The sequence below is a fragment of the Roseibium suaedae genome (genome assembly GCF_900142725.1).
Taxonomy (GTDB): Bacteria; Pseudomonadota; Alphaproteobacteria; order Rhizobiales; family Stappiaceae; genus Roseibium; species Roseibium suaedae.
Map to the genome: position 1 here is coordinate 85,584 of NZ_FRBW01000003.1, position 20,019 is coordinate 105,602.

The window sequence follows — 20,019 nt, forward strand, 5'->3', positions numbered from 1 at the left end:
ATTTTCTGCGGAACTGTGATGGCCATCACGGAGTTTATCTCTCAAATGCCGCACTGTGAGGGTGCCTGATACGGCTGAATGTCAGCACGGAGTAAGAACAATGCAAACATGGGATAACGAAAACAGAGAGAGCAAGCGCCGTTTCTTTAACCGGGACGTTTTCTTCTCGTCGCCTGAAGCAAGCCATCCTGCCGCTGGCCTGCAGGTCGCGGCCATCATGTCCCTCGCAGTCGGTGCAATCTTTGTCGCCGGAATCATGACCCTGACACCTGTCGGCGCCGCTGATGCCCGCAACGTCAATGCCGTCAACAAGACCGATCGCCTGGAGCGCGTTGAAACCGCAACTCCGTGCAAGGGTCAGGCCTGGGGGGCTTGGTCGACCGAATGCGCAGCACAGCTCTCCGGCGCTTCAAGCGTCCGTCAGGTCGGTTTTGTGACCACCTCTTCGGCTTCTGTAACCGAGCCGAACACGACCGTCCTGCACCGCATGCCGATTGACGGCTGATCTAATTCCAATGTCAGCCGTGGCTGACTTGACCTGATTGAGATTATCCAGCCCCAAACGGCAAGACAGCGGCCGAGGCATATGCCCGGCCGCTGCCGTTTTTTCAGGTCCCGTGTGGCAGATGAGGCTTATTGAGCCTCGCCGCCCTCACCTTCTTCGGATGGTCCGGATGCGTCACCCGCTCCGCCCTCGGAAGGTTCGCCAGTCACACCGGCCTCCCCGTCGAGCACAACGCTTTCGACTTCCTCATCATCCACTTCGCTGATGCGTTCGACAGCCACGACGTTTTCATCGGCAGCGGTCTTGAACACGATCACGCCCTGGGTCGCACGGCCCGCGATGCGGATGCCGTCTACCGGGCAGCGGATCAGCTGGCCACCATCGGTCACAAGCATGATCTGGTCGCTGTCTTCCACCGGGAAGGAGGCGATCAGGCCGCCGTTGCGCTGGTTCACGGCCATGGCCGTGATGCCCTTGCCGCCACGGCCGGTGACCCGGTACTCGTAGGACGAGGTGCGCTTGCCGAAGCCATTCTCGGAAATGGTGAGAATGGTCTGCTCGTAGGCGCTCATCTCTGCATAGCGTTCCTGCGGCAGCTCTCCGGCCACCACATTGTCCTCGTCGGAAGACCCGGCCTCATCGGCTTCGCCACGCAGGGCACGGGACATCTTCAGATAGGCCGCACGCTCTTCCGCCGACACATCAATGTGACGGAGGATTTGCATGGAGATGACCGTATCCTCATCCGCCCGGTTGATCCCGCGCACACCGACCGAATTGCGGCCGGCAAAGACGCGGACATCCGTAACGGGGAAGCGGATGCACATGCCGGACGCCGTGGTCAGCATGACGTCATCAAGCTCGGAGCAGGTCTCGACGCCGACGATGCCGTCGCCATCGTCCAGCTTCATCGCGATCTTGCCGTTCCGGTTGATCTGGATGAAGTCGCTGAGCTTGTTCCTCCGCACGGTGCCGCGCACCGTTGCGAACATCACGTCTAGGTTTGCCCAGGTGTCCTCATCCTCCGGCAGCGGCATGATCGAGGTGATCATTTCGCCCTGTTCCAGAGGCAGCATGTTGATGAGAGCCTTGCCGCGGCCGGTTGGGCCGCCGAGCGGAAGCCGCCAGACCTTCATCTTGTAGGCAATACCGCGCGAAGAGAAGAACAGGACCGGCGTGTGGGTATTGGCCACGAACAGGCGGGTGACGAAATCTTCGTCCTTGGTCGCCATGCCGGACCGGCCCTTGCCACCGCGGCGCTGAGCCCGGTAGGTCGCCAGCGGAACGCGCTTGATGTAGCCGCCGTGAGACACTGTCACGACCATGTCTTCGCGCTGGATCAGGTCTTCGTCGTCGAAATCTGCGCCGCCATCAACGATCTGGGTGCGGCGGGGCGTTGCGAACTCTGCCTTGATCTCCAGCATCTCGTTGCGGACGATGCTCTGAATTCTGGCGCGGGAGCGCAGAATGTCGAGATAGTCAGCAATCTCGCCGCCGATCTTGTTGAGTTCATCCGCAATTTCGTCGCGGCCCAGAGCTGTCAGGCGCTGCAGACGCAGATCGAGAATGGCGCGGGCCTGTTCTTCCGACAGCTTGTAGGTGCCGTCTTCCAGAACCATGTGGCGCGGATCATCGATCAGGCGGATCAGCGGCTCCACGTCACGGGCCGGCCAGTTGCGCTCCATCAGCTGGGAGCGGGCGGTCGCCGGATCCGGCGCCGTCCGGATCAGGTGGATCACCTCGTCGATATTGGCAACGGCAATGCCCAGGCCCACCAAGATATGCGCGCGGTCGCGGGCCTTCTTGAGCAGGAAGCGGGTCCGTCGGCCAATGACTTCCTCGCGGAAGTTCACAAATGCCCTGAGCATGTTGCTCAGGTTCATCTGTTCCGGCTTGCCGCCGTTCAGGGCCACCATGTTGCAGCCGAAGGAGGTCTGTAGCTGGCTGAAGCGGTAGAGCTGGTTCAGCACCACATCGGCAACTGCGTCGCGCTTCAGCTCGATCACGACGCGCATGCCCGACCGGTCGCTTTCGTCGCGAATGTCGGAAATGCCTTCGATGCGCTTGTCGCGGACAGCCTCGGCGATCTTTTCGATCATCGAGGACTTGTTCACCTGATACGGAATTTCCGAAACGATCAGGGCGTAGCGGTCCTTGCGGATCTCTTCGACTTCGACCTGGCCGCGCATGACGACCGAGCCACGGCCGGTTTCAAACGCCGAGCGGATGCCCGAGCGGCCGAGGATGATGCCGCCGGTCGGGAAGTCAGGACCCGGGACGATCTCCATCAGCTCTTCCAGGGACAGAGCCGGATTTTCCATGATGGCAATGGCCGCATCGATCACTTCGCCGAGGTTGTGCGGCGGAATGTTCGTGGCCATGCCGACAGCGATGCCGCCGGCGCCATTGACAAGGAGGTTCGGGAACTTGGCCGGAAGAACGACAGGCTCGCTTTCGGAGTTGTCGTAGTTTTCCTGGAAGTCGACCGTTTCCTTGTCGATGTCGTCGAGAAGCTTGTGCGCCACCTTTTCCAGACGGCACTCGGTGTATCGCATCGCAGCCGCAGGATCGCCGTCGACGGAACCGAAGTTGCCCTGACCGTCGATGAGCGGCAGGCGGAGCGAAAAGTTCTGCGCCATACGCACAAGCGCGTCATAAATCGCGCTGTCGCCATGAGGGTGATATTTACCCATGACGTCCCCGACCACACGGGCGGACTTGCGGTACGGCTTGTTGAATTCGTACCCGTTCTCATGCATCGAATACAGAATGCGGCGGTGAACCGGCTTGAGGCCGTCCCGGACATCCGGCAGCGCACGGCTGACGATCACGCTCATCGCGTAATCGAGATAGCTGCGCTTCATTTCATCGACGATGGAGATCGGCTTGATATCCGACGGCAACCCGCCCCCGGAAGTACTTGTGTCCTGATCAGCCAAGGATTGAACTCTTAGGTCTTGTTAAGGTGCAGATATTTATATCCGATTCACGATTGCCGACCAAATCCGGCCGATCCGTGGCGCCATATTATTGTTAAGCGTTTTCAATACCTTGCGAAGGTAATGCACAGGCCGGAAAATAGATTGGGGGTATCTGCGCGACGGAATGGCGATTTTGCGCCAGAATTGGCCGTGCGATGCGGTTCCGCGCAGCCTGCCCTGGGCCGGTGCCCGGATCTTTTGAGGATTAGCTGGATGCCCTTGTCAGATTTCATCATCAACGCCTTCGCGACGCTTTTCGTGACGATTGATCCGGTCGGCCTTGCACCGATGTTTCTCGCCGTCACGGCGGGCATGAGCGCGCTCGAGCGGCGCCGGATTGCGGTCCGTGCGACCTTGACGGCAGCTGGCATCCTGCTGGTGTTCTTCGTGGCCGGTCAGACCGTGCTCAATGTGCTTGGCATCTCGGTTTCCGCCTTCCGTGTCTCCGGCGGCCTGCTTCTGTTTTTGATTGCGGTCGAAATGGTGTTCGGCAAGCGCAGCCAGCGCAAGAGCGAGACGGCAGAGAAGGCAATTGAGGACCAGCAGAAGACCGACTTCCACGAAGTTGCGATCTTCCCGCTGGCAATTCCCCTAATCGCAGGCCCTGCCGCGATTTCTGCCATTATCCTTCTGTCCGGCCAGGCGCCCAGCACGGTTGCCTATGCGGGGCTTGGAGTGGTCATCTTCTTCATTCTGGCCTGCTGCATGCTGGCCTTCCTGCTGGCTGACCGGATCGAGCGGCTGATGGGCGACACGGCTCAGCTCGTGATCACCCGTCTTCTAGGCGTGCTTCTGGCCGCCCTCTCCGTTCAGTTCATCGCCGACGGCGTGCTCGCCTTCCTCGCCAAATAGGCTGGCACAAAAGGCTGCAGGAAGCCCCTCAGGGCTTCAGTAGCTCGTAGGCGACGGGATTGTCCGGGCAGGCGTCAAAACCGCACTCCAGCAGCGTGCTGGCCGCATTGAGGCCCGCAAGAAGAATGACGCTGAGGACAGCAGCCTTGCCCAAGCCCGTCACTTGCGGCTTCTCTGAGGCCGTTTGCGCGTCGCGGATCATCAGCATGAGTGCGCAGGCGGCAATTGCCCCCAGAAAGACGACAAGCGCCCAAGTATAAAAGTGTATCCCCAGGAAGGGAGCGCCATAGCCTGCATCGCCCGGCTCGATGTGCAGGAGCACCTGCCGGGCGGCGAACCCGGCCCCCAGAAGCCCTGCGAGGATCGCGATCCCATAATGTGCAGGCTTGGGACCACGCATCACATTCAAGACAGGGCCGATGGCGAGCAGCAGAAAGCCGGCCCTCTGCAACAGGCAGAGCGGGCACGGCAGTTCCTTGTTGGCCACCTGATCGTAAAAGGCAAAAAGCAGCACAGCCGCGATGCCGAACAGACCGAGAGCGTTCAAAAGAGTTTCAAGCTTGCGGGAAATCATCGGTCAGTCCTCAAAACGACAGCGGCAGCGCATCGGTTGCATGGTGGAAATAGATCAGGACCGCCACAAGGAAGCTTGCGGAAACCAGCGGCAGGATCAGCCGCTGCGGCCCGAAGGCGGCAACGCAAAGCGTCAGACAGAGAAGCGCAAAAAGCGTCATGAGAAACATGTGTGAAGCCCCAGCCCCTGCTTGAGTTCGCCCGGCGTCCAGCAGGATGCCTGGCGGACAAAAGCAATCGTGAAATGAATTTTTTGACCCGTCAGCCAGTACCCAAAAGGGCTTAATGTTCCTAAAACCCTGAGAGACATTCTTTTTGTTTTAGGCATGAAGGGGGATCCGCATGGCGGGGCATGGGTCCAAGAAGGTAATTTTCGCGGCTTTGGCAGGCAACGCCGCCATTGCGGTCACCAAATTTGCAGCAGCCGTCTTCACCGGATCCTCGGCGATGATGTCGGAAGGCATCCACTCGCTGGTCGATACCGGCAATCAGGGGCTTCTGCTCTACGGCATGAAGAAGGCGAAACAGCCTGCAGATGAGCGCCACCCCTTCGGGTATGGCGCAGAACTCTATTTCTGGTCCTTCGTCGTGGCCTTGCTGATCTTCGCCGTTGGCGCGGGGGTCTCGATTTACGAGGGTGTCCAGAAGGTTCTGGAACCGCATCCGGTCAACGATCCCTATGTGGCCTATGCGGTGCTTGGTCTTGCCTTTGTGTTCGAGGCCATTGCCTGGCTGATCGCCTTCAAGGAATTCAACCAGGTCCGGGGCGGCAAGAACTTCCTGACCGCTGTTCACGATTCCAAGGATCCGACGGTCTTCACGGTGTTGTTCGAAGATACGGCGGCTATGTTGGGTCTGATCGTGGCCTTTGCGGGTCTTCTGGGCGCACAGCTTCTGGGCATGCCCTGGCTGGACGGGGCTGCCTCAATCGCCATCGGTGTTATCCTGGGAGCCACGGCCTGTTTGCTCGCCTATGAAACCAAGGGGCTGCTGATTGGCGAGGCCGCGGCTCCGGAGCTTGTTGCCTCTGTCCGTTCTATCGTCGAGGCTGCGCCTGCGGTTCATGCCCTGAACGAGATCCGCACCCTTCACCGGGGTCCGCAGGACGTGCTGCTCGCGCTGTCCGTCGATTTTGAGGACAATCTCAACGCCGGAGCGGTGGAGGATGCCATTTACGCCCTCGAAATTGCCATCAAGCGGCAAAATCCTCTGGTCAAACGCCTCTACATCGAGGTCCAGGCGACCTGCCATCACGAGGAAATGCTGAAAGCGGAACTGCAGCGCGACCAGACCGCCTGACCGTCTTTATACCAACCTCAAGAAATAGCGACCTATTTGACCGCGTTTTCGGATTGTCCGGCAAGAAGCGTTTCGCAGGGAGATGCGGTGCATCTTCCAAGGAACGCGACGTAGCCCGGGCGGTTCGAAAACACGGCCTCCGGTGGCCACTTCCGGCTCCCCGGACGTCGTTACGCTGCTTGCCCGATGCCCGGCATCGGGCGGCGCACCGCGCCTAGCCGGGAACCCGGCTGAGGCCATCAAATAGGTCGCTATTTCTTGAGGTTGGTATACCCTTCAAGCCGTTGCGGTCTGCTCAATCTGGGCGACCGTAACAGCCTCCTGAAAGCGCGGGACCGGGCGGGAGAACAGATAGCCTTGCAGGGCATCTACGCCGATCTCTTGCAGTGCCTCCGCCTGGGCCAGCGTTTCCACGCCTTCCGCAATGACCCGGATCCCGAACTGGCGGGCAATAAGCACACTGCCTTCGATGATGGCGGTTGCCTGGGCATCGCCCTTCTGCACGAAAGACTTGTCGATCTTGAGGGCGGTGATGGGCATTTCGTGAAGGCGCGACAAAGACGAGTAGCCGGTGCCGAAGTCATCGAGATGAATTTCGATGCCGTCCCGGTGCAGCTCAGTCAGAACCGTGTTGATCAAGGCTGTGTTGCGGTCATCAAAGATGGATTCGGTGACTTCAAGAACCAGACGGTGAGCAGAAATGCGATGCTTTGCCAGGGCGTTGCGCACCTGGTCGACAAGGCCTGGCGCCACCAGCTGAAGCAGGGACAGATTGATTGCCAGCTTGCCCGACCGGCTGGCGGAGCCGCTGGCTGCATATTGATGGAGAGCCTCATCAAGAACATAGGCGCCGATTGCGACGATCTCCCCGGATTCTTCCGCGATTGGAATGAACTCGTCCGGCGACACGGACCCCAGGACGGGGTTGTTCCAGCGCAGCAAAACCTCATGGGCTTCAATCGATTGAAGCGAAGAAGAGACGATTGGCTGGAAGGACAGAGAAAATTCCTTGGATGAGACGGCCTGCCGCAGGAACTGGCCGATCATCAAGCGCCGCTCCTGGTCGCATTTCATATGTTCCGAGTAGACGAGCGTGGTGCCGCGCAGCGTGCGTTTGGCCTGCCCCATGGCGAGATCGGAGGCGCGGATGGCCGATGCGAAGGCTTCGCTCTCGGGCGCGGAAAGCGAGAGACCTGCGCTGAAGCTCACATGCAGTGTTTGCCCGGATGCCTTGATTGGCAGTTCCACAGCCTCCCGCATGCGGTTGGCCAGCATGAGGCCTGCCTGTTGCGCCATGGCGCCGTGAGCGGGACAGGCAACGAGAAACTCATCGCCGCCCCATCTTGCAAGGACGGCTCCTTCCGGAAGAAGTTTTGAAAGCCGGTTGGCGGTCTCGCTCAAAACGGCGTCGCCAATCGTATGCCCAAGGCCGGCGTTGATTTCCTTGAACCGGTCGAGATCGATGAAAATGACTGCGAAGACAAAACCGGGTGCAAGTGACTGGTCACTGACCCATTGCTGCAGGCCTGTGCGATTATAAAGACCGATCAACGCATCGCGCTCGGCCCGTGTCTTTAGCTCGGCTGTTCGCCTGCGCACCCTGTCTTCCAGCGTTGCATTCAGCTGTTCAAGTGCCCGGCGTTCTGCCTCGACGTCCTTGACCAGACGACTGTTGGCGAAGCTCAGCTTGATGGAACTGCGCAGCAAGAGATGATTGCGATAATGACCAAAAAGCATCGCTGCCCAGAACACAAAGCCGAGCAGGCCCGTGATCATCATAGCCCCGCCCTGGAAGAGCAGTGCCACGCTTCCCTGAATAAGGAGAGCGCTGAGATAATATCTTCCGATGATCAACTGCGGCGCCATTGTGCCGGTCGCCCCGGCAGCGAGCGAAGCGACAATCAGGACGTTGGCGAACTGAAGGCTTGGAGTATCGTAGCCCGTCACCCGGAACGTCATGATCATCCACAAAAGGGCCGAGAACCCAAGGCCAATGGCCGTGATTTTCTGCCATCTGCGTTTTGTCAGGGGGGGCAGTGCCTGGAACTGGTCAAGTGTCCGGGCTGGTAGAAACTGGACGATAACGCGGAAGGCCGTAACAGCCAGAAGTCCTGCGGCCCATGCCAAGCAGAAAACCGGATCATCGACCATCAACCAAAGTGAAATCAGTACAACTATGCCGCAGACAAAATTGACCAGCATGCTGGTCAAATTGTTCCCATAGGCAAAGTCAAGCAATGCGTCTTCGACTGCCGCCGCACTTTCGGCATCCACCCCCTCTGCCTGCCGGGAGGAAACAGACTGCATTTGTGAGGAGAGTCGAACTGAATTCCCGTTGTCTTCAACGGGCTGAAGGCCGCCAGAGGGAGCGCTGTTGAACCAGTTCACGGCAATTCTTCATGTCTTGCTATAGACGCACTGAAATAGCCGGCGCCCTTGTTGGATCATGGAAAGACATGATCTCATTTAGATGAGAAAAACTAATAAATCCCGAACCCCTACGCAGCTTTTTCAATAGAACCTCAGCTACGGAGGTCTCTTTCATGAAAAAGGTGAGCCGATCCTTGAGGGAAAGCCCATCTTTATTGTCAAAAGTGACCATGCTGAGGGGTCAGGCATCCGCCTTGCGTAGACCGAGAAGGCTTCGCGCCTGGGCTACTGTGGCAACGGGCCGTTCGAACTTCTCGCAGAGACCCACCACCCGGCGGACGAGTGCTGCATTCGAAGGGGCAAGCGTGTCCTTGTCGATCCGGACATTGTCTTCAAGGCCTGTGCGCGCATGGCCGCCCGAACTGACCGCCCATTCATTGATCACACATTGCTCGCGCCCAATTCCAGCTGCGCACCATTGGCTTTCCGGCAGAAGCCGCTCCATCGTGCGGATATAGTAGTCGAAGACGTCCCGGTCCGCCGGCATCGCATTCTTGACGCCCATGACGAACTGAACATAGGCGGGCGCCTTCAGACGACCGTCCTTCTGCATGGAGGCTGCCTGATGAATATGGCTGAGATCAAAGGCTTCGATCTCAGGCTTGATGTCATAAGTCAGCATTTCCGAAGCCAGCCAGTTGACCAGATCCGGCGGGTTCTCATAGACGCGGGTCGGAAAATTGTTCGAGCCGACGGAGAGCGAGGCCATGTCCGGCCGCAGGGGCAGCATGCCACCGCGGGCCTGACCCGCCCCAGAGCGGCCACCGGTCGAGAACTGGATGATCATTCCGGGGCAATGCTTTTTCACCCCTTCCTGGAGCCGGGCGAACTTCTCGGGATCACTGGACGGGGTCTCATCCTCATTGCGCACATGCGCATGTACGATGGTGGCGCCAGCCTCGAAAGCCTCCTGCGTGCTTTCAATCTGTTCTTCTACCGTGATCGGCACAGCCGGATTGTTGGCCTTGGTCGGCAGGGAGCCGGTGATGGCAACACAGATAATGCAAGGTTTGCCTGCAACAGTTTCCGGCATGGTGGTCCCTTCTCCTGGCTCCGTTCCTGATCATTCAGAGCTAGGCAAGAGCTCCGGGAGCTGTCAAGGGCGAACCGGCTGTGCGTGCCGGGTCATGCCAGGCGCTCAAAAGAAAAGGCCGCGAAATCAATCCGCGGCCTGTTCTCATTTGTGGCTGGTTCAGAATGGCACTGACAACCTCAGCGCTCCGCCAAAGGCTTCAAAGTCCTTTGCGCCGATCCCGTCGTAGTAGCCTTCCCCCTTGACCTGGATATTCCGGCCGGGAACGACAACGGCGACACCGCCCTTGGCCTTGGCGCGGAACCGCTGGTTGGCCGATTCCAGCGACGGATCGGAGACTGCCTCCGACTGAAGCAGGTCAAAGTCATAGATCCCGGAGAAGCCGAACATCAGCGCCAGCTGCAGCCCGTCGTCGGTCGGGATGTCCCAGGTCACCTGGGGCCCGAACTCCAGCCGCCCGAGATCAAAGTCCTGGCTGGGGATCCAGTTGCCGAGCGTATCTGTGTATCCTTCCTGTTCTTCCCAATAGTAGGTCACCTTTGCAAAGGGATTGAAGGCCAGGTCGCCAAACTGGAAATCACCGGTCAGACCGCTTTGCAGAAGCAGGCGGTTGGTTGTGAAGTCATCGTAGAAAAGCCCCAGCGCATTGACCCTGTTGTAGGATTGGCCATAGGTCGCCCGCGCATCGAAATAAAGGTTCTGATGCAGCCGGATGACCGTATAGGGACCGACCATCCAGCCCGTGCCATCAGCCGCAGTGTTTGCCGCCCGGTTCTCTTCATCCGTGATATCGAGCTGCCCCATGATCCCGACCAAGGCGCTATCGGCAAAACGATAGTCGACACCGGCAAAGAAGATGCCGCTTGTTCCCTTGTTGCTGCCGCTTGAGGACTTGTTGAAGGATCCTTGCAGCCAGAGGTCAAAGCCGGATTGAGGCTCTCCGCCCTCTCCGTCTTCAGGTGCATTGTTGGCAGCAAGCGCAGCCTCAGTTGCTTCCTGCGCCTCGGAGGCTGCGGATTGGGCATAGGCATTGGTCAGAAGTGGGTTGGAACTCTCCTCCCCGGTTTCCTGCTTCTTGGTGAAAGTGTCAAAGACGGCAAAGCGGTCATTGGCCGGCTTGTCGAACTTTGCCCGGCTTTCCGCAGGCTGCTGCATCCGGTTCATGAAGGAGCGCAGGGAAAACTGGAAGCTGCTGTTGAAGCTGCCGGGTGATGCATTGAAATTGAGCGCATTGACGCCGCTTTGCTGCCCGAAAGGCCCACCCATCAACCGGCGGACCAGCTCGGGCTGGGCATTGACGATCCGGTCTGCGCGCCGGGTCACAAATGTTGCAATGACGTCCTGGGTCTTTTTCACGTCGGCAGCGGAGTCGCGTCCATTGGTGAGAGAGAAGGAAACGCTGCTGAGACCGGCCGAACTTGCAATGACGTCATAGGCGGCAAAGGACCGTCCTCCGAGATAGGTCGAAGCTGTTTCATTCGCTGTCATGGCGGAGCTGGTTGCAACGCCGGCCGCATTTGTCGTCACGGTCTCGGAAGGGCCGCCGGAGCTTTCAAAAGTCAAGGAAGCACCTGTCGAAGGGGCCGTGAAGGTGACGCTGACGTCCGGAATCCCCTGCCCGCTGCTATCCACGACGGTGGCGACAAGCGGCGAACCGAAACGCTGGTTGATCACGGCTTCCTGGTCCGACCCGGATACCGCGATCAGGCCCGAGGCAAGGCCAAGTGCGTTGCCTGCCGCATTGATGACGAAGGGATTGTCATCCGGATCATTGTTGGCAAGGCTGAGCGTGAAGCCGAAAGAACCTGGCCCCTTTGGCGTATAGGTAACGGCAAGGGTCGCGGAACCACCGGAGGCAGGCAGTGTCGCTGCGGACAGAGTGAGGCTGTCGACGGTGACATTGGTCAGCGCGCTGACACTGGATGCGATGCTTGGCGGTGTCAGGACCAGATCAGCATTGCCACTGTTGGTGATGGTGTAGGTTACGGTTGACTTTACATCCTGAGGCCGGTTGCCCTTGATGGAGTCCTGACCGCCATTGGAGATCGCGCCCCCTTCGGACGAGGACACGGCCATCTCGGCATTCCCCACCGCTGTGCCGGCCGTTGTCACACGGAACACAGGCGTCGTCGGATCATCCGACGTGAGGCTGAGGGTGAAGCCGTAATCACCAAGACTGACCGGCACATAATCGATGGCGAGCGTTGCCGTGCCTCCGGCAGGGATGACCACTGTATCGGCAGCCGCAGCAGCCATGGTCAGCGCAACCTTCTCCATGCCTGCTGCCTGGCGGGACAGTCCGGCCGTCATGATGCTGTAGCGCGAGGCGCGCCGCATCACGGAGAGGGAAAGGCTGATGCTGCGGACATCCACATTGAACTGACCACTGATGCTGCTGCCAACAGTCGGCTGCGTGATGCTCAATGGGGACCCGCCCGGATTGGTGATGGTATAGGTCATTGTCGCCACGGCACCGGCAGAAGGCGGCGTAGGCACGGTCTGCTGGCTGCCGTTCGAGACCTCGCCTCCCCCAGGTGCCCAGACCGTCAGATCCGGTGTCGGCTGGCTCGCCGCCCGGCCAGACACATTGATCGAATATGGATTTTCGTCCGGATCATTATTGGCGAGCGTGAACGAGAAGGCGAAGTTTCCACTCGCCGTTGGCGTGTAGCCAACGGTCAGGGTCGTCGTTCCGCCGTTTGCCGGAACACTGGTCGCGGCAAGAGTCATGCTATCAACCGTGACATTGCTCGTGGAACTGACATTGCCCGCAACCGTCGGGCTGGTCAGCGTCAAGGCTTCCGTGCCGGAGTTCGTGATCGTGTAGACGATTGAAGCTGCGGAAGCGGCCACGGGAGACGAGCTGACCGTATCGGTTCCGCCACTGGCCACGGCACCGCCTTCTGAAGAGCTGATTGCAATCTCCGGAATACCGCCGGCAGTCCCGCTCACGGTGACGGCATAGGGGTTCTCATCACTATCACTATTGGCAAGCGAGAAGCTGAACCCGAAGGCGCCGGCAAGCTGAGGTGTGAAAGTGACTGTGAGGGTGGTAGAACCGGAGGCCGCAACGCTGGTGGCGCCCAGAGAAAGACCATTCACGACGACATTCGACAGGCCACTGACGTTGCCCGCCACCGTGGGCGTTGTCAGAGACAAAGGCGCAAGGCCGGTGTTGCTGATCGTGTAGACAACGGTCGTTGCCGCCCCTGCTGTCCGGACCTGGGCCAGCGTGTTTGTTCCACCACTGCTCACAGTGCCGCCATCATTCGAAGACAACCCGATTTCCGGCAAGGCACTTGCGGTGCCTGAGATGGTGACGTCAAACGGGTTCTCATCGGCATCATTGCTGGCCAGCGACAAGTCAAAGGAGAATGCCCCCGACACGGACGGCGTGTAATTGATCGTCAGGTCTGTGGTGCCGCCTGCTGCCGCGACAGTGGTGGAGGTCAGTGTCAGGCTGTTCACCGTGACATTGGACTGGGCGCTGACATTTGCGGCGATTGTCGGCGCCGACAGCAACAGGGCATCCGTTCCGGTGTTTGTGATCGTATAGGTCAGGCTTGTCGCAGCCCCGGCGGATTTGGTGGCCGTAAGCGTGTTGGTGCCACCATTCGTGAGCGTCCCGCCCTCCGATGACGAAATGTCAATTTCCGGAGTGCCGCTTGCCGTGCCTGAAACTGTTATGTCGTAAGGGGTTTCATCGCCATCCGTGTTGGCAAGTGCCAGATTGAAGGAGAAGGCGCCTGCATTTTCCGGCGTGTAGGTGACGATCAGGGTCGTCGTTCCGCCTGCGGGAGCAACGGTGGTCGAGCCGAGAACGAGGCTGTCGACAGTCACATTCGAGAGGCTACTGATGTTGGAGGCGACTGTCGGGCTGGTGATCGTCAGCGGGCCGGTCCCGGAATTGGTGATCGTGTAGGTGACCGACGCTGCGGTGCCGGCGACCTTCGTGCCGGACAGGGCATTGGTGCCACCATCGCTGACAGCTCCCCCATCCGAGGAAGACACGTCAATTTCCGGTGCGCCCGAGGCTGTGCCGGAGACCGTGAAGTTGAAGGGGTTCTCGTCTGCATCATCATTGACGAAGGACAGGTCGAAGGAGAAGGCACCTGTTATCGTCGGCGTATATTGCACGGTGAAGGTCGCCGTACCGCCTGCGGCAGCTATGGAGGTTGAGGACGGGGCTCCAATGGAATTGACCGTGACATTTGTGAGCGAAGAGCTCGTTGCGGTCGCGATCGTCAGGGTGTCGGTGCCCGAGTTGGTCACCGTATAGGTGACCGAAACCGGCGTGCCTGCGGCCTGTGAGCCTTGTGCGTTGGTGCCGCCATCTGTCACCGCGCCGCCAACGGAGCCGGAAACCGCAATTTCCGGGGTGCCGCTCGCTGTGCCTGTGACGGTGATATCATAGGGGGTTTCGTCGCTATCGGTGTTGGTCAGGGCCAGATCGAAGGAGAAGGCGCCTGCAATTTCCGGCGTGTAGGTGACGACCAGGGTCGTCGTTCCGCCTGCGGGAGCAACGGTGGTCGAGCCGAGAACGAGGTTGTCGACAGTCACATTCGAGAGGCTGCTGATGTTGGAGGCGACTGTCGGGCTGGTGATCGTCAGCGGGCCGGTCCCGGAATTGGTGATCGTGTAGGTGACCGACGCTGCGGTGCCGGCGACCTTCGTGCCGGACAAGGCATTGGTGCCACCATCGCTGACAGCTCCCCCATCCGAGGAAGACACGTCAATTTCCGGTGCGCCCGAGGCTGTGCCGGAGACCGTGAAGTTGAAGGGGTTCTCGTCTGCATCATCATTGACGAAGGACAGGTCGAAGGAGAAGGCACCTGTTATCGTCGGCGTATATTGCACGGTGAAGGTCGCCGTACCGCCTGCGGCAGCTATGGAGGTTGAGGACGGGGCTCCAATGGAATTGACCGTGACATTTGTGAGCGAAGAGCTCGTTGCGGTCGCGATCGTCAGGGTGTCGGTGCCCGAGTTGGTCACCGTATAGGTGACCGAAACCGGCGTGCCTGCGGCCTGCGAGCCCTGTGCGTTGGTGCCGCCATCTGTCACCGCACCGCCAACGGAGCCGGAAACCGCGATTTCCGGCGATCCGGTTGCAGTTCCGCTGATGGTGAAGTTGTACGGATTTTCGTCTGCATCGTCGTTGACGAAGGACAGGTTGAACGAGAAGGCGCCTGCGACAGTCGGGGTGTATTGAACCGTGAAGGTGGTCGTCCCGCCACTCGGAGAGAGCGACGTCGACGCCGGTGCACTGATGGAATTGACCGTAACATTGGTCAAACTATTGGATGTCGCAGTGGCAATCGTGAGGTCGTCTGTTCCGGAGTTTGTGAGGGTGAAGGTCAGCGTCAGGGCGCTGCCGGCCGCTTGGGAACCCTGCGAGAGAGTGCCGCCATCAGCGACACCCCCCTGGCCCTGCCCTGTTTCGGCCACTGCTATTTCCGGCGATCCTGTCGCCGTGCCGCTGATTGTGAAATTATAGGGGTTCTCGTCCGTGTCATTGTTCACGAATGACAGTTCGAAAGAAAAGTTTCCTGCGATGGTCGGGGTATATTGAACTGTAAAGGTCGTGGTTCCACCACTGTTTGCAACCGTCGTTGACCCGGGCGCACTGATGGAATTGACCGTGACATTGCTTGGTGAAGCCGATGTTGCTGTGGCGAGTGTAAGACTGTCGGTGCCGGAGTTGGTAACGGTGAAGGTCAGCGTTACCGCACTGCCGGCCGTCTGGGTTCCCTGCCCGAGTGTCCCGCCATCAGCAATAGCCCCTTGGCCCTGCCCAGTCTCGGAAACGGATATTTCCGGTGTTCCAGTCGCAGTTCCGCTGATCGTGAAATTATACGGATTTTCGTTTGAATCGTCGTTGACGAAGGACAGGTTAAACGAGAAAGCGCCTGCGACAGTCGGGGTATATTGAACCGTGAAGGTTGTCGTTCCACCGCTCGGTGCGACCGTTGTCGACGCCGGTGCGCCGATGGAATTGACTGTGACGTTGGTCAAAGTGTTGGAAGTCGCAGTGGCAATCGTGAGGTCGTCAGTCCCGGAGTTCGTGACGGTAAAGGTCAACGTCAGGGCGGTGCCGGCCGTCTGGGTTCCTTGCGCCAGCGTACCGCCATCAGCGACAGCCCCTTGGCTCTGCCCTGTTTCGGCCACCGCTATTTCCGGCGTTCCTGTCGCCGTGCCGCTGATCGTGAAATTATAGGGGTTCTCATCCAAATCATTGTTCACGAAGGACAGGTCAAACGAGAAATTTCCTGCGACGGTCGGGGTATATTGAACCGTGAAGGTTGTCGTGCCACCGCTCGGCGCGACCGTTGTTGAGCCTGGCGCACCGATGGAATTCACGGTGACGTTGAGTGGCGAAGCGGACGTTGCTGTAGCGAGCGTAAGATTATCGGTGCCGGAGTTGGTAACGGTGAAGGTCAACGTCAGGGCTGTGCCGGCCGTCTGGGTTCCCTGCGCCAGCGTACCGCCATCTGCGACAGCCCCTTGGCTCTGCCCCGTTTCCACTACCGCGATTTCCGGTGTTCCCGTTGCGGTTCCTGAGACCGTGAAGTTGTACGGGTTTTCGTCGCTGTCATTGTTCACGAATGTCAGGTTGAACGAAAAGGCTCCTGCGATCGTCGGGGTGTATTGAACCGTGAAGGTCGTGGTTCCTCCCCCCGGCGCAACCGTTCCGGAAACGGGCGCGCTAATCGAGTTGACCGTGACGTTCGAAGGAGTTCCGCTGACGGTTGCCGTTCCCAGCGTCAGGTTGCCAGTTCCAGAATTGGTGACGGTATAGGTTACCGTAATCGGGCTGCCGGCAGTCTGGCTGCCCTGGGCACTTGTGCCACCATCCGCAACAGCCCCGCCAATGGAACCGGAGACGGCAATTTCGGGAATGAGAGCGCTTTTGGTCGCCGTATCGGTTGCCGTAGATCCGGTATTTCCGTTGGTGTCAGTCAAGGTTACTGACAGGGTCAGTGTACCATCGCCAAGACCCGAAACATCCAATGAAGAAACCGTCTGACTTGCAAGCGCGATCGTGCCGGAGCCTGTGACGTTCGTGCCTCCGCCGGAAGAGGAAATGGTGTAGTTGTAGGTTGCAGCGAGTTCAGCTCCGGCAAAGGTAAAGGAAACCGCGGTCTGATTGGCGCTGGTGACCGGATCCTGATCGAAGGTAACCGAATATCCGGATGGCGCCGCAGTGTCCTTGGTCGCTGTGTCCGTCGCAGCTGTGCCAGTGTTGCTTGCTGCGTCCGTCAAGGTCGCGGATAGAGTGAGGGTGCCATCGTTCAATCCGGAGACATTGATCCCGGAGATTGTCTGACTGGCCGAGCTGATGGTTCCTGAGCCGGTGACATTGGTGCCGCCACCCGAAGATGAAATCGTGTAGTTGTAGGTCGTACCGGTTTCTGCCCCCGAAAAAGAAAACGAAACGGCAGACTGGTTCGATGAATTCACCGGGTCCTGATTGAGAGAAACGGAATATCCGGACGGCGGTGTTGTGTCTGATGCGCCGTAAAACGTGTTGGATAGAGTGGCAGTCGTGACGCCACCACCAGGAAATATGATGTCGAACCCGAAATTTTGAGAATTGTAAGCGCCGACTACATTTATGGTACAGCCAGTATTGATGTTGCAACGGGGAGCAATAAACGTTCCCGTTCCGTTGTCGCTATCTCCACCTGTTACTGTCACCGACGATCCGACGTCAACTGAAATCAAGATCTGATAAGTGTTCGCCGCAACAGAACCATTGTTCACGAGCTCAATATGCTCGCCGCTAAATACAGTGAAACATTCTAGCGTGTCCAAATCGACCGTTATTGTGTCATTTCCTCCTGGAGGTTGGAGGGAGCCCCCTTCACATTCGAACGGAGCCGCATAACCTGTATTTGCGAACAATGCGGCGGAACAAAACAGAATGACTGCGAAAATGTAAGATAGAATCCGCACCTTAGAAGCGCTCCCAACGGCTGTTCCCCAGATCCAAGACCCCGGCAGTCCTCCGGTCCGATCGGGAATATTTGCAAGCAAAGGGTGCAATTAATCCATCCGAATAACGCAGAGTCGGACACCGCACCCAAAAACTGAATCGCCAGAAACAAGATGAAAAACAATGGCGACTACCACATCAGATAACTGCCCAACTTTTGTCACAAGACAGACAAATTGCAATCTGAAAAGGATAAAATCTTCATAAGCACCTAATAAGTGCAGTTCGTGTGGGGTTTCTGCAACTATCCGATGAACTGAAATTGTTTCAGGCGTCAACTCTAAGCTGAACGCGTAATCTGGCGTGCGTCTTAAGGGGTAATTTATTGTTACATCGAGAAAAATTTAGATTTTCAAGCTCAATCACAAAGTCCCATAGGTGACGTGCAGCACGCACTTTGAAGGCAAGTTTTGAGCCAAAAAGCTCTTTTTTTCAGGACTGTCTTCACATCCGGCGTAAAAAAGTTCGAATGGCTGGAGGATTTTTCTCCTCCCGTGAGAATCACTTATGGTTGTAAAAACTTTTTAGACTCTATAAAGTCGCTGCACCTTGAGGGGATTTGCTGGAGGGCAAATTCGCGGGAGGATGTTTTCTAAACCTTCAGGTTTCATGCCCGGCTTGTCCAGCTTTTGTTTGATTTCAGGGCTTGCGGGTGTTTTTTATACATTTGGGAGACAGTATGTCTGAGCCCTTTCTTGCAGAAATCAGAATGGTCGGATTTGACTTCGCGCCACGCGGCTGGAGCTTCACCGATGGTCAAATCCTTCCCATAGCCCAGAACCAGTCGCTTTATTCCCTGTTGGGCACAATTTATGGAGGCGATGGCAGAACAACCTTTGCGCTGCCGGATCTTCGCGGGCGCACCCCCATTCACCGCGGGATTTCAGAACCTCTCGGTTACAAGGCCGGCGTGGAAACCGTCACGCTTTCAATCGACGAGATACCCGAGCACCGGCACGAGATCTATGCTCAGGACCAGCCTGGAAACAACCGCAGTCCGGCGGGGCGTTATCTCGGTATGCCCGCCTCCGCGTCCAACGGAACCTATTCCGATGGCAGCGAACTGCTGGAAACAACGCTGTTGAGCGGAACGATTTCCAATACCGGCGGCAGCCAGGCCCATGACAACATGCAGCCCTACCTCGCTGTGAGTTTCTGCATTGCCCTTCAGGGCCTCTTCCCATCCCGCAACTAAGGGGAACTTTCATGTCTGAACCTTTTGTGGGCGAAATCCGCATGTTCGCCGGCAATTTTGCGCCGCGCTCTTGGGCTTTCTGCGATGGGCAGCTGCTAGCCGTTTCCCAGAATGATGCCCTGTTCTCGCTTCTTGGAACGGTCTATGGGGGAGATGGCAGGACGACCTTCGGCCTTCCCGACATGCGTGGGCGGATCCCCGTTCATCAGGGAACAGGACCTGGGCTCTCTCCTCGGCGGCTTGGCTCCAAGTCGGGATCTGAATACGTAACCCTGACGGTGAACCAGCTCCCGAGCCATACCCACACATTGAACGTAAGTTCCGCGCAAGCAATGCAAACGGCTCCCACACAGCGGATGCTCGGCGAAGTGACGGGATACTTCCTCTACCGCGATGACATCCTGGACGTGCAGCTCAATGCGAACACGATTACCAGCTTCGGAGGAAGCCAGAGGCACACGAACATGATGCCAAGCCTTTGCGTGAATTTCATCATCGCACTCTTCGGTATCTACCCCAGCCGCCATTAGGAGACCGGAATGTCTGATCCTTTTCTTGCGGAAATCCGCATTTTTGCCGGCGATTTCGCACCGCGCGGCTGGGCCTTTTGTGACGGCCAATTGATGCCTATTGCAAATAATACCGCCCTCTTTTCCTTGATTGGAATAACTTATGGCGGTGACGGGCAAGTTACGATGGCCCTTCCCGATCTCAAGGGCCGTGCCCCGATGCACCCTGGACGGGGCCCTGGGCTGCAGGATCGGTGGCTAGGGGAACCAGTCGGCACAAGTTCCGTGACCCTATTGGAATCCCAGATTCCGCATCACACCCATGCTTTTCGGGCCTCTTCAGGCCGCGGCAGTTCGGCCACCCCGTCAAGTGAGCGCGCTCTGGCCCAATCGTTTCCAGAAATCCTTTACACCAGCGACGATTCGCGAACGGTTGCCATGGATTATACGAGCCTTCACGCCACGGGGGGCACTCAGGCGCATAGCAACATGCAACCGTTTCTGGCGCTGAACTTCATCATCTCTCTGGTCGGGATCTATCCCTCCCGGTCCTGAACCGGCACTGGGCGCGGGATTGCGATCCGCATGATCAGCAAACTTTCCCGCGTCTGTCAGGTCACGTTGATGAGCCCACACAAGGACAACGAGC

The 20,019-nt window shown here is 58.4% G+C and carries 12 protein-coding genes; 6 read left to right on the forward strand and 6 right to left on the reverse strand.

The annotated features are described in order from the left end of the window. Positions 1-100 precede the first annotated feature (100 nt). Positions 101-505 (forward strand): hypothetical protein, encoded by a 405-nt coding sequence (locus BUA94_RS14090; RefSeq protein WP_073013973.1) that lies wholly within the window; start codon positions 101-103, stop codon positions 503-505. A gap of 128 nt (positions 506-633) precedes the next feature. Here BUA94_RS14090 and gyrA read toward each other — a convergent pair whose 3' ends face one another. Next, entirely contained in the window at positions 634-3,369 is a 2,736-nt protein-coding gene (gene gyrA / locus BUA94_RS14095) for a DNA gyrase subunit A (RefSeq protein WP_208980120.1), read from the reverse strand. A 330-nt stretch (positions 3,370-3,699) separates the two neighbouring features. On the opposite strand from gyrA, the gene BUA94_RS14100 reads away from it, so the two are divergent. Further along, positions 3,700-4,338: a MarC family protein gene (locus BUA94_RS14100; RefSeq protein ID WP_073013975.1), complete on the forward strand. Its 639-nt coding sequence runs from the start codon at positions 3,700-3,702 to the stop codon at positions 4,336-4,338. A gap of 28 nt (positions 4,339-4,366) precedes the next feature. On the opposite strand, the gene BUA94_RS14105 is transcribed toward BUA94_RS14100, so the two are convergent. After that, the gene (locus tag BUA94_RS14105) at positions 4,367-4,912 is read right to left on the reverse strand and encodes a disulfide bond formation protein B (RefSeq protein WP_073013976.1); all 546 of its coding nucleotides are present in this window, start codon (positions 4,910-4,912) and stop codon (positions 4,367-4,369) included. 10 nt (positions 4,913-4,922) lie between these two features. Further along, positions 4,923-5,081, reverse strand: coding sequence for a DUF5993 family protein (locus tag BUA94_RS23605; RefSeq protein WP_175558043.1), 159 nt, complete (start codon positions 5,079-5,081; stop codon positions 4,923-4,925). Positions 5,082-5,253: 172 nt separating this feature from the next. Here BUA94_RS23605 and BUA94_RS14110 point away from each other — a divergent pair, with 172 nt between their 5' ends. Further along, positions 5,254-6,210 (forward strand): cation diffusion facilitator family transporter, encoded by a 957-nt coding sequence (locus tag BUA94_RS14110; RefSeq protein ID WP_073013977.1) that lies wholly within the window; start codon positions 5,254-5,256, stop codon positions 6,208-6,210. A gap of 276 nt (positions 6,211-6,486) precedes the next feature. Here the strand turns inward: BUA94_RS14110 and BUA94_RS14115 are convergent, their stop codons facing one another. The 3 genes from BUA94_RS14115 to BUA94_RS14125 all read right to left on the reverse strand — a co-directional run bounded on the left by BUA94_RS14115 (position 6,487) and on the right by BUA94_RS14125 (position 17,131). Continuing rightward, positions 6,487-8,337, reverse strand: coding sequence for a putative bifunctional diguanylate cyclase/phosphodiesterase (locus BUA94_RS14115; RefSeq protein WP_175558044.1), 1,851 nt, complete (start codon positions 8,335-8,337; stop codon positions 6,487-6,489). Between the two features lie 484 nt (positions 8,338-8,821). Next, positions 8,822-9,673, reverse strand: a complete 852-nt coding sequence (locus BUA94_RS14120; protein WP_073013979.1) for a 3-oxoadipate:acetyl-CoA acetyltransferase — start codon at positions 9,671-9,673, stop codon at positions 8,822-8,824. Positions 9,674-9,832: 159 nt separating this feature from the next. Then, positions 9,833-17,131, reverse strand: a complete 7,299-nt coding sequence (locus BUA94_RS14125; RefSeq protein WP_073013980.1) for a choice-of-anchor D domain-containing protein — start codon at positions 17,129-17,131, stop codon at positions 9,833-9,835. Positions 17,132-18,345: 1,214 nt separating this feature from the next. On the opposite strand from BUA94_RS14125, the gene BUA94_RS14130 reads away from it, so the two are divergent. Genes BUA94_RS14130 through BUA94_RS14140 form a run of 3 tightly spaced genes read left to right on the forward strand, consistent with a single transcriptional unit; the run spans position 18,346 to position 19,925 of the window. Beyond that, positions 18,346-18,861: a phage tail protein gene (locus tag BUA94_RS14130; protein WP_073013981.1), complete on the forward strand. Its 516-nt coding sequence runs from the start codon at positions 18,346-18,348 to the stop codon at positions 18,859-18,861. 11 nt (positions 18,862-18,872) lie between these two features. Further along, the gene (locus BUA94_RS14135; RefSeq protein WP_073013982.1) at positions 18,873-19,391 is read left to right on the forward strand and encodes a phage tail protein; all 519 of its coding nucleotides are present in this window, start codon (positions 18,873-18,875) and stop codon (positions 19,389-19,391) included. A gap of 9 nt (positions 19,392-19,400) precedes the next feature. Then, entirely contained in the window at positions 19,401-19,925 is a 525-nt protein-coding gene (locus BUA94_RS14140) for a phage tail protein (protein ID WP_073013983.1), read from the forward strand. Positions 19,926-20,019: the final 94 nt, after the last annotated feature.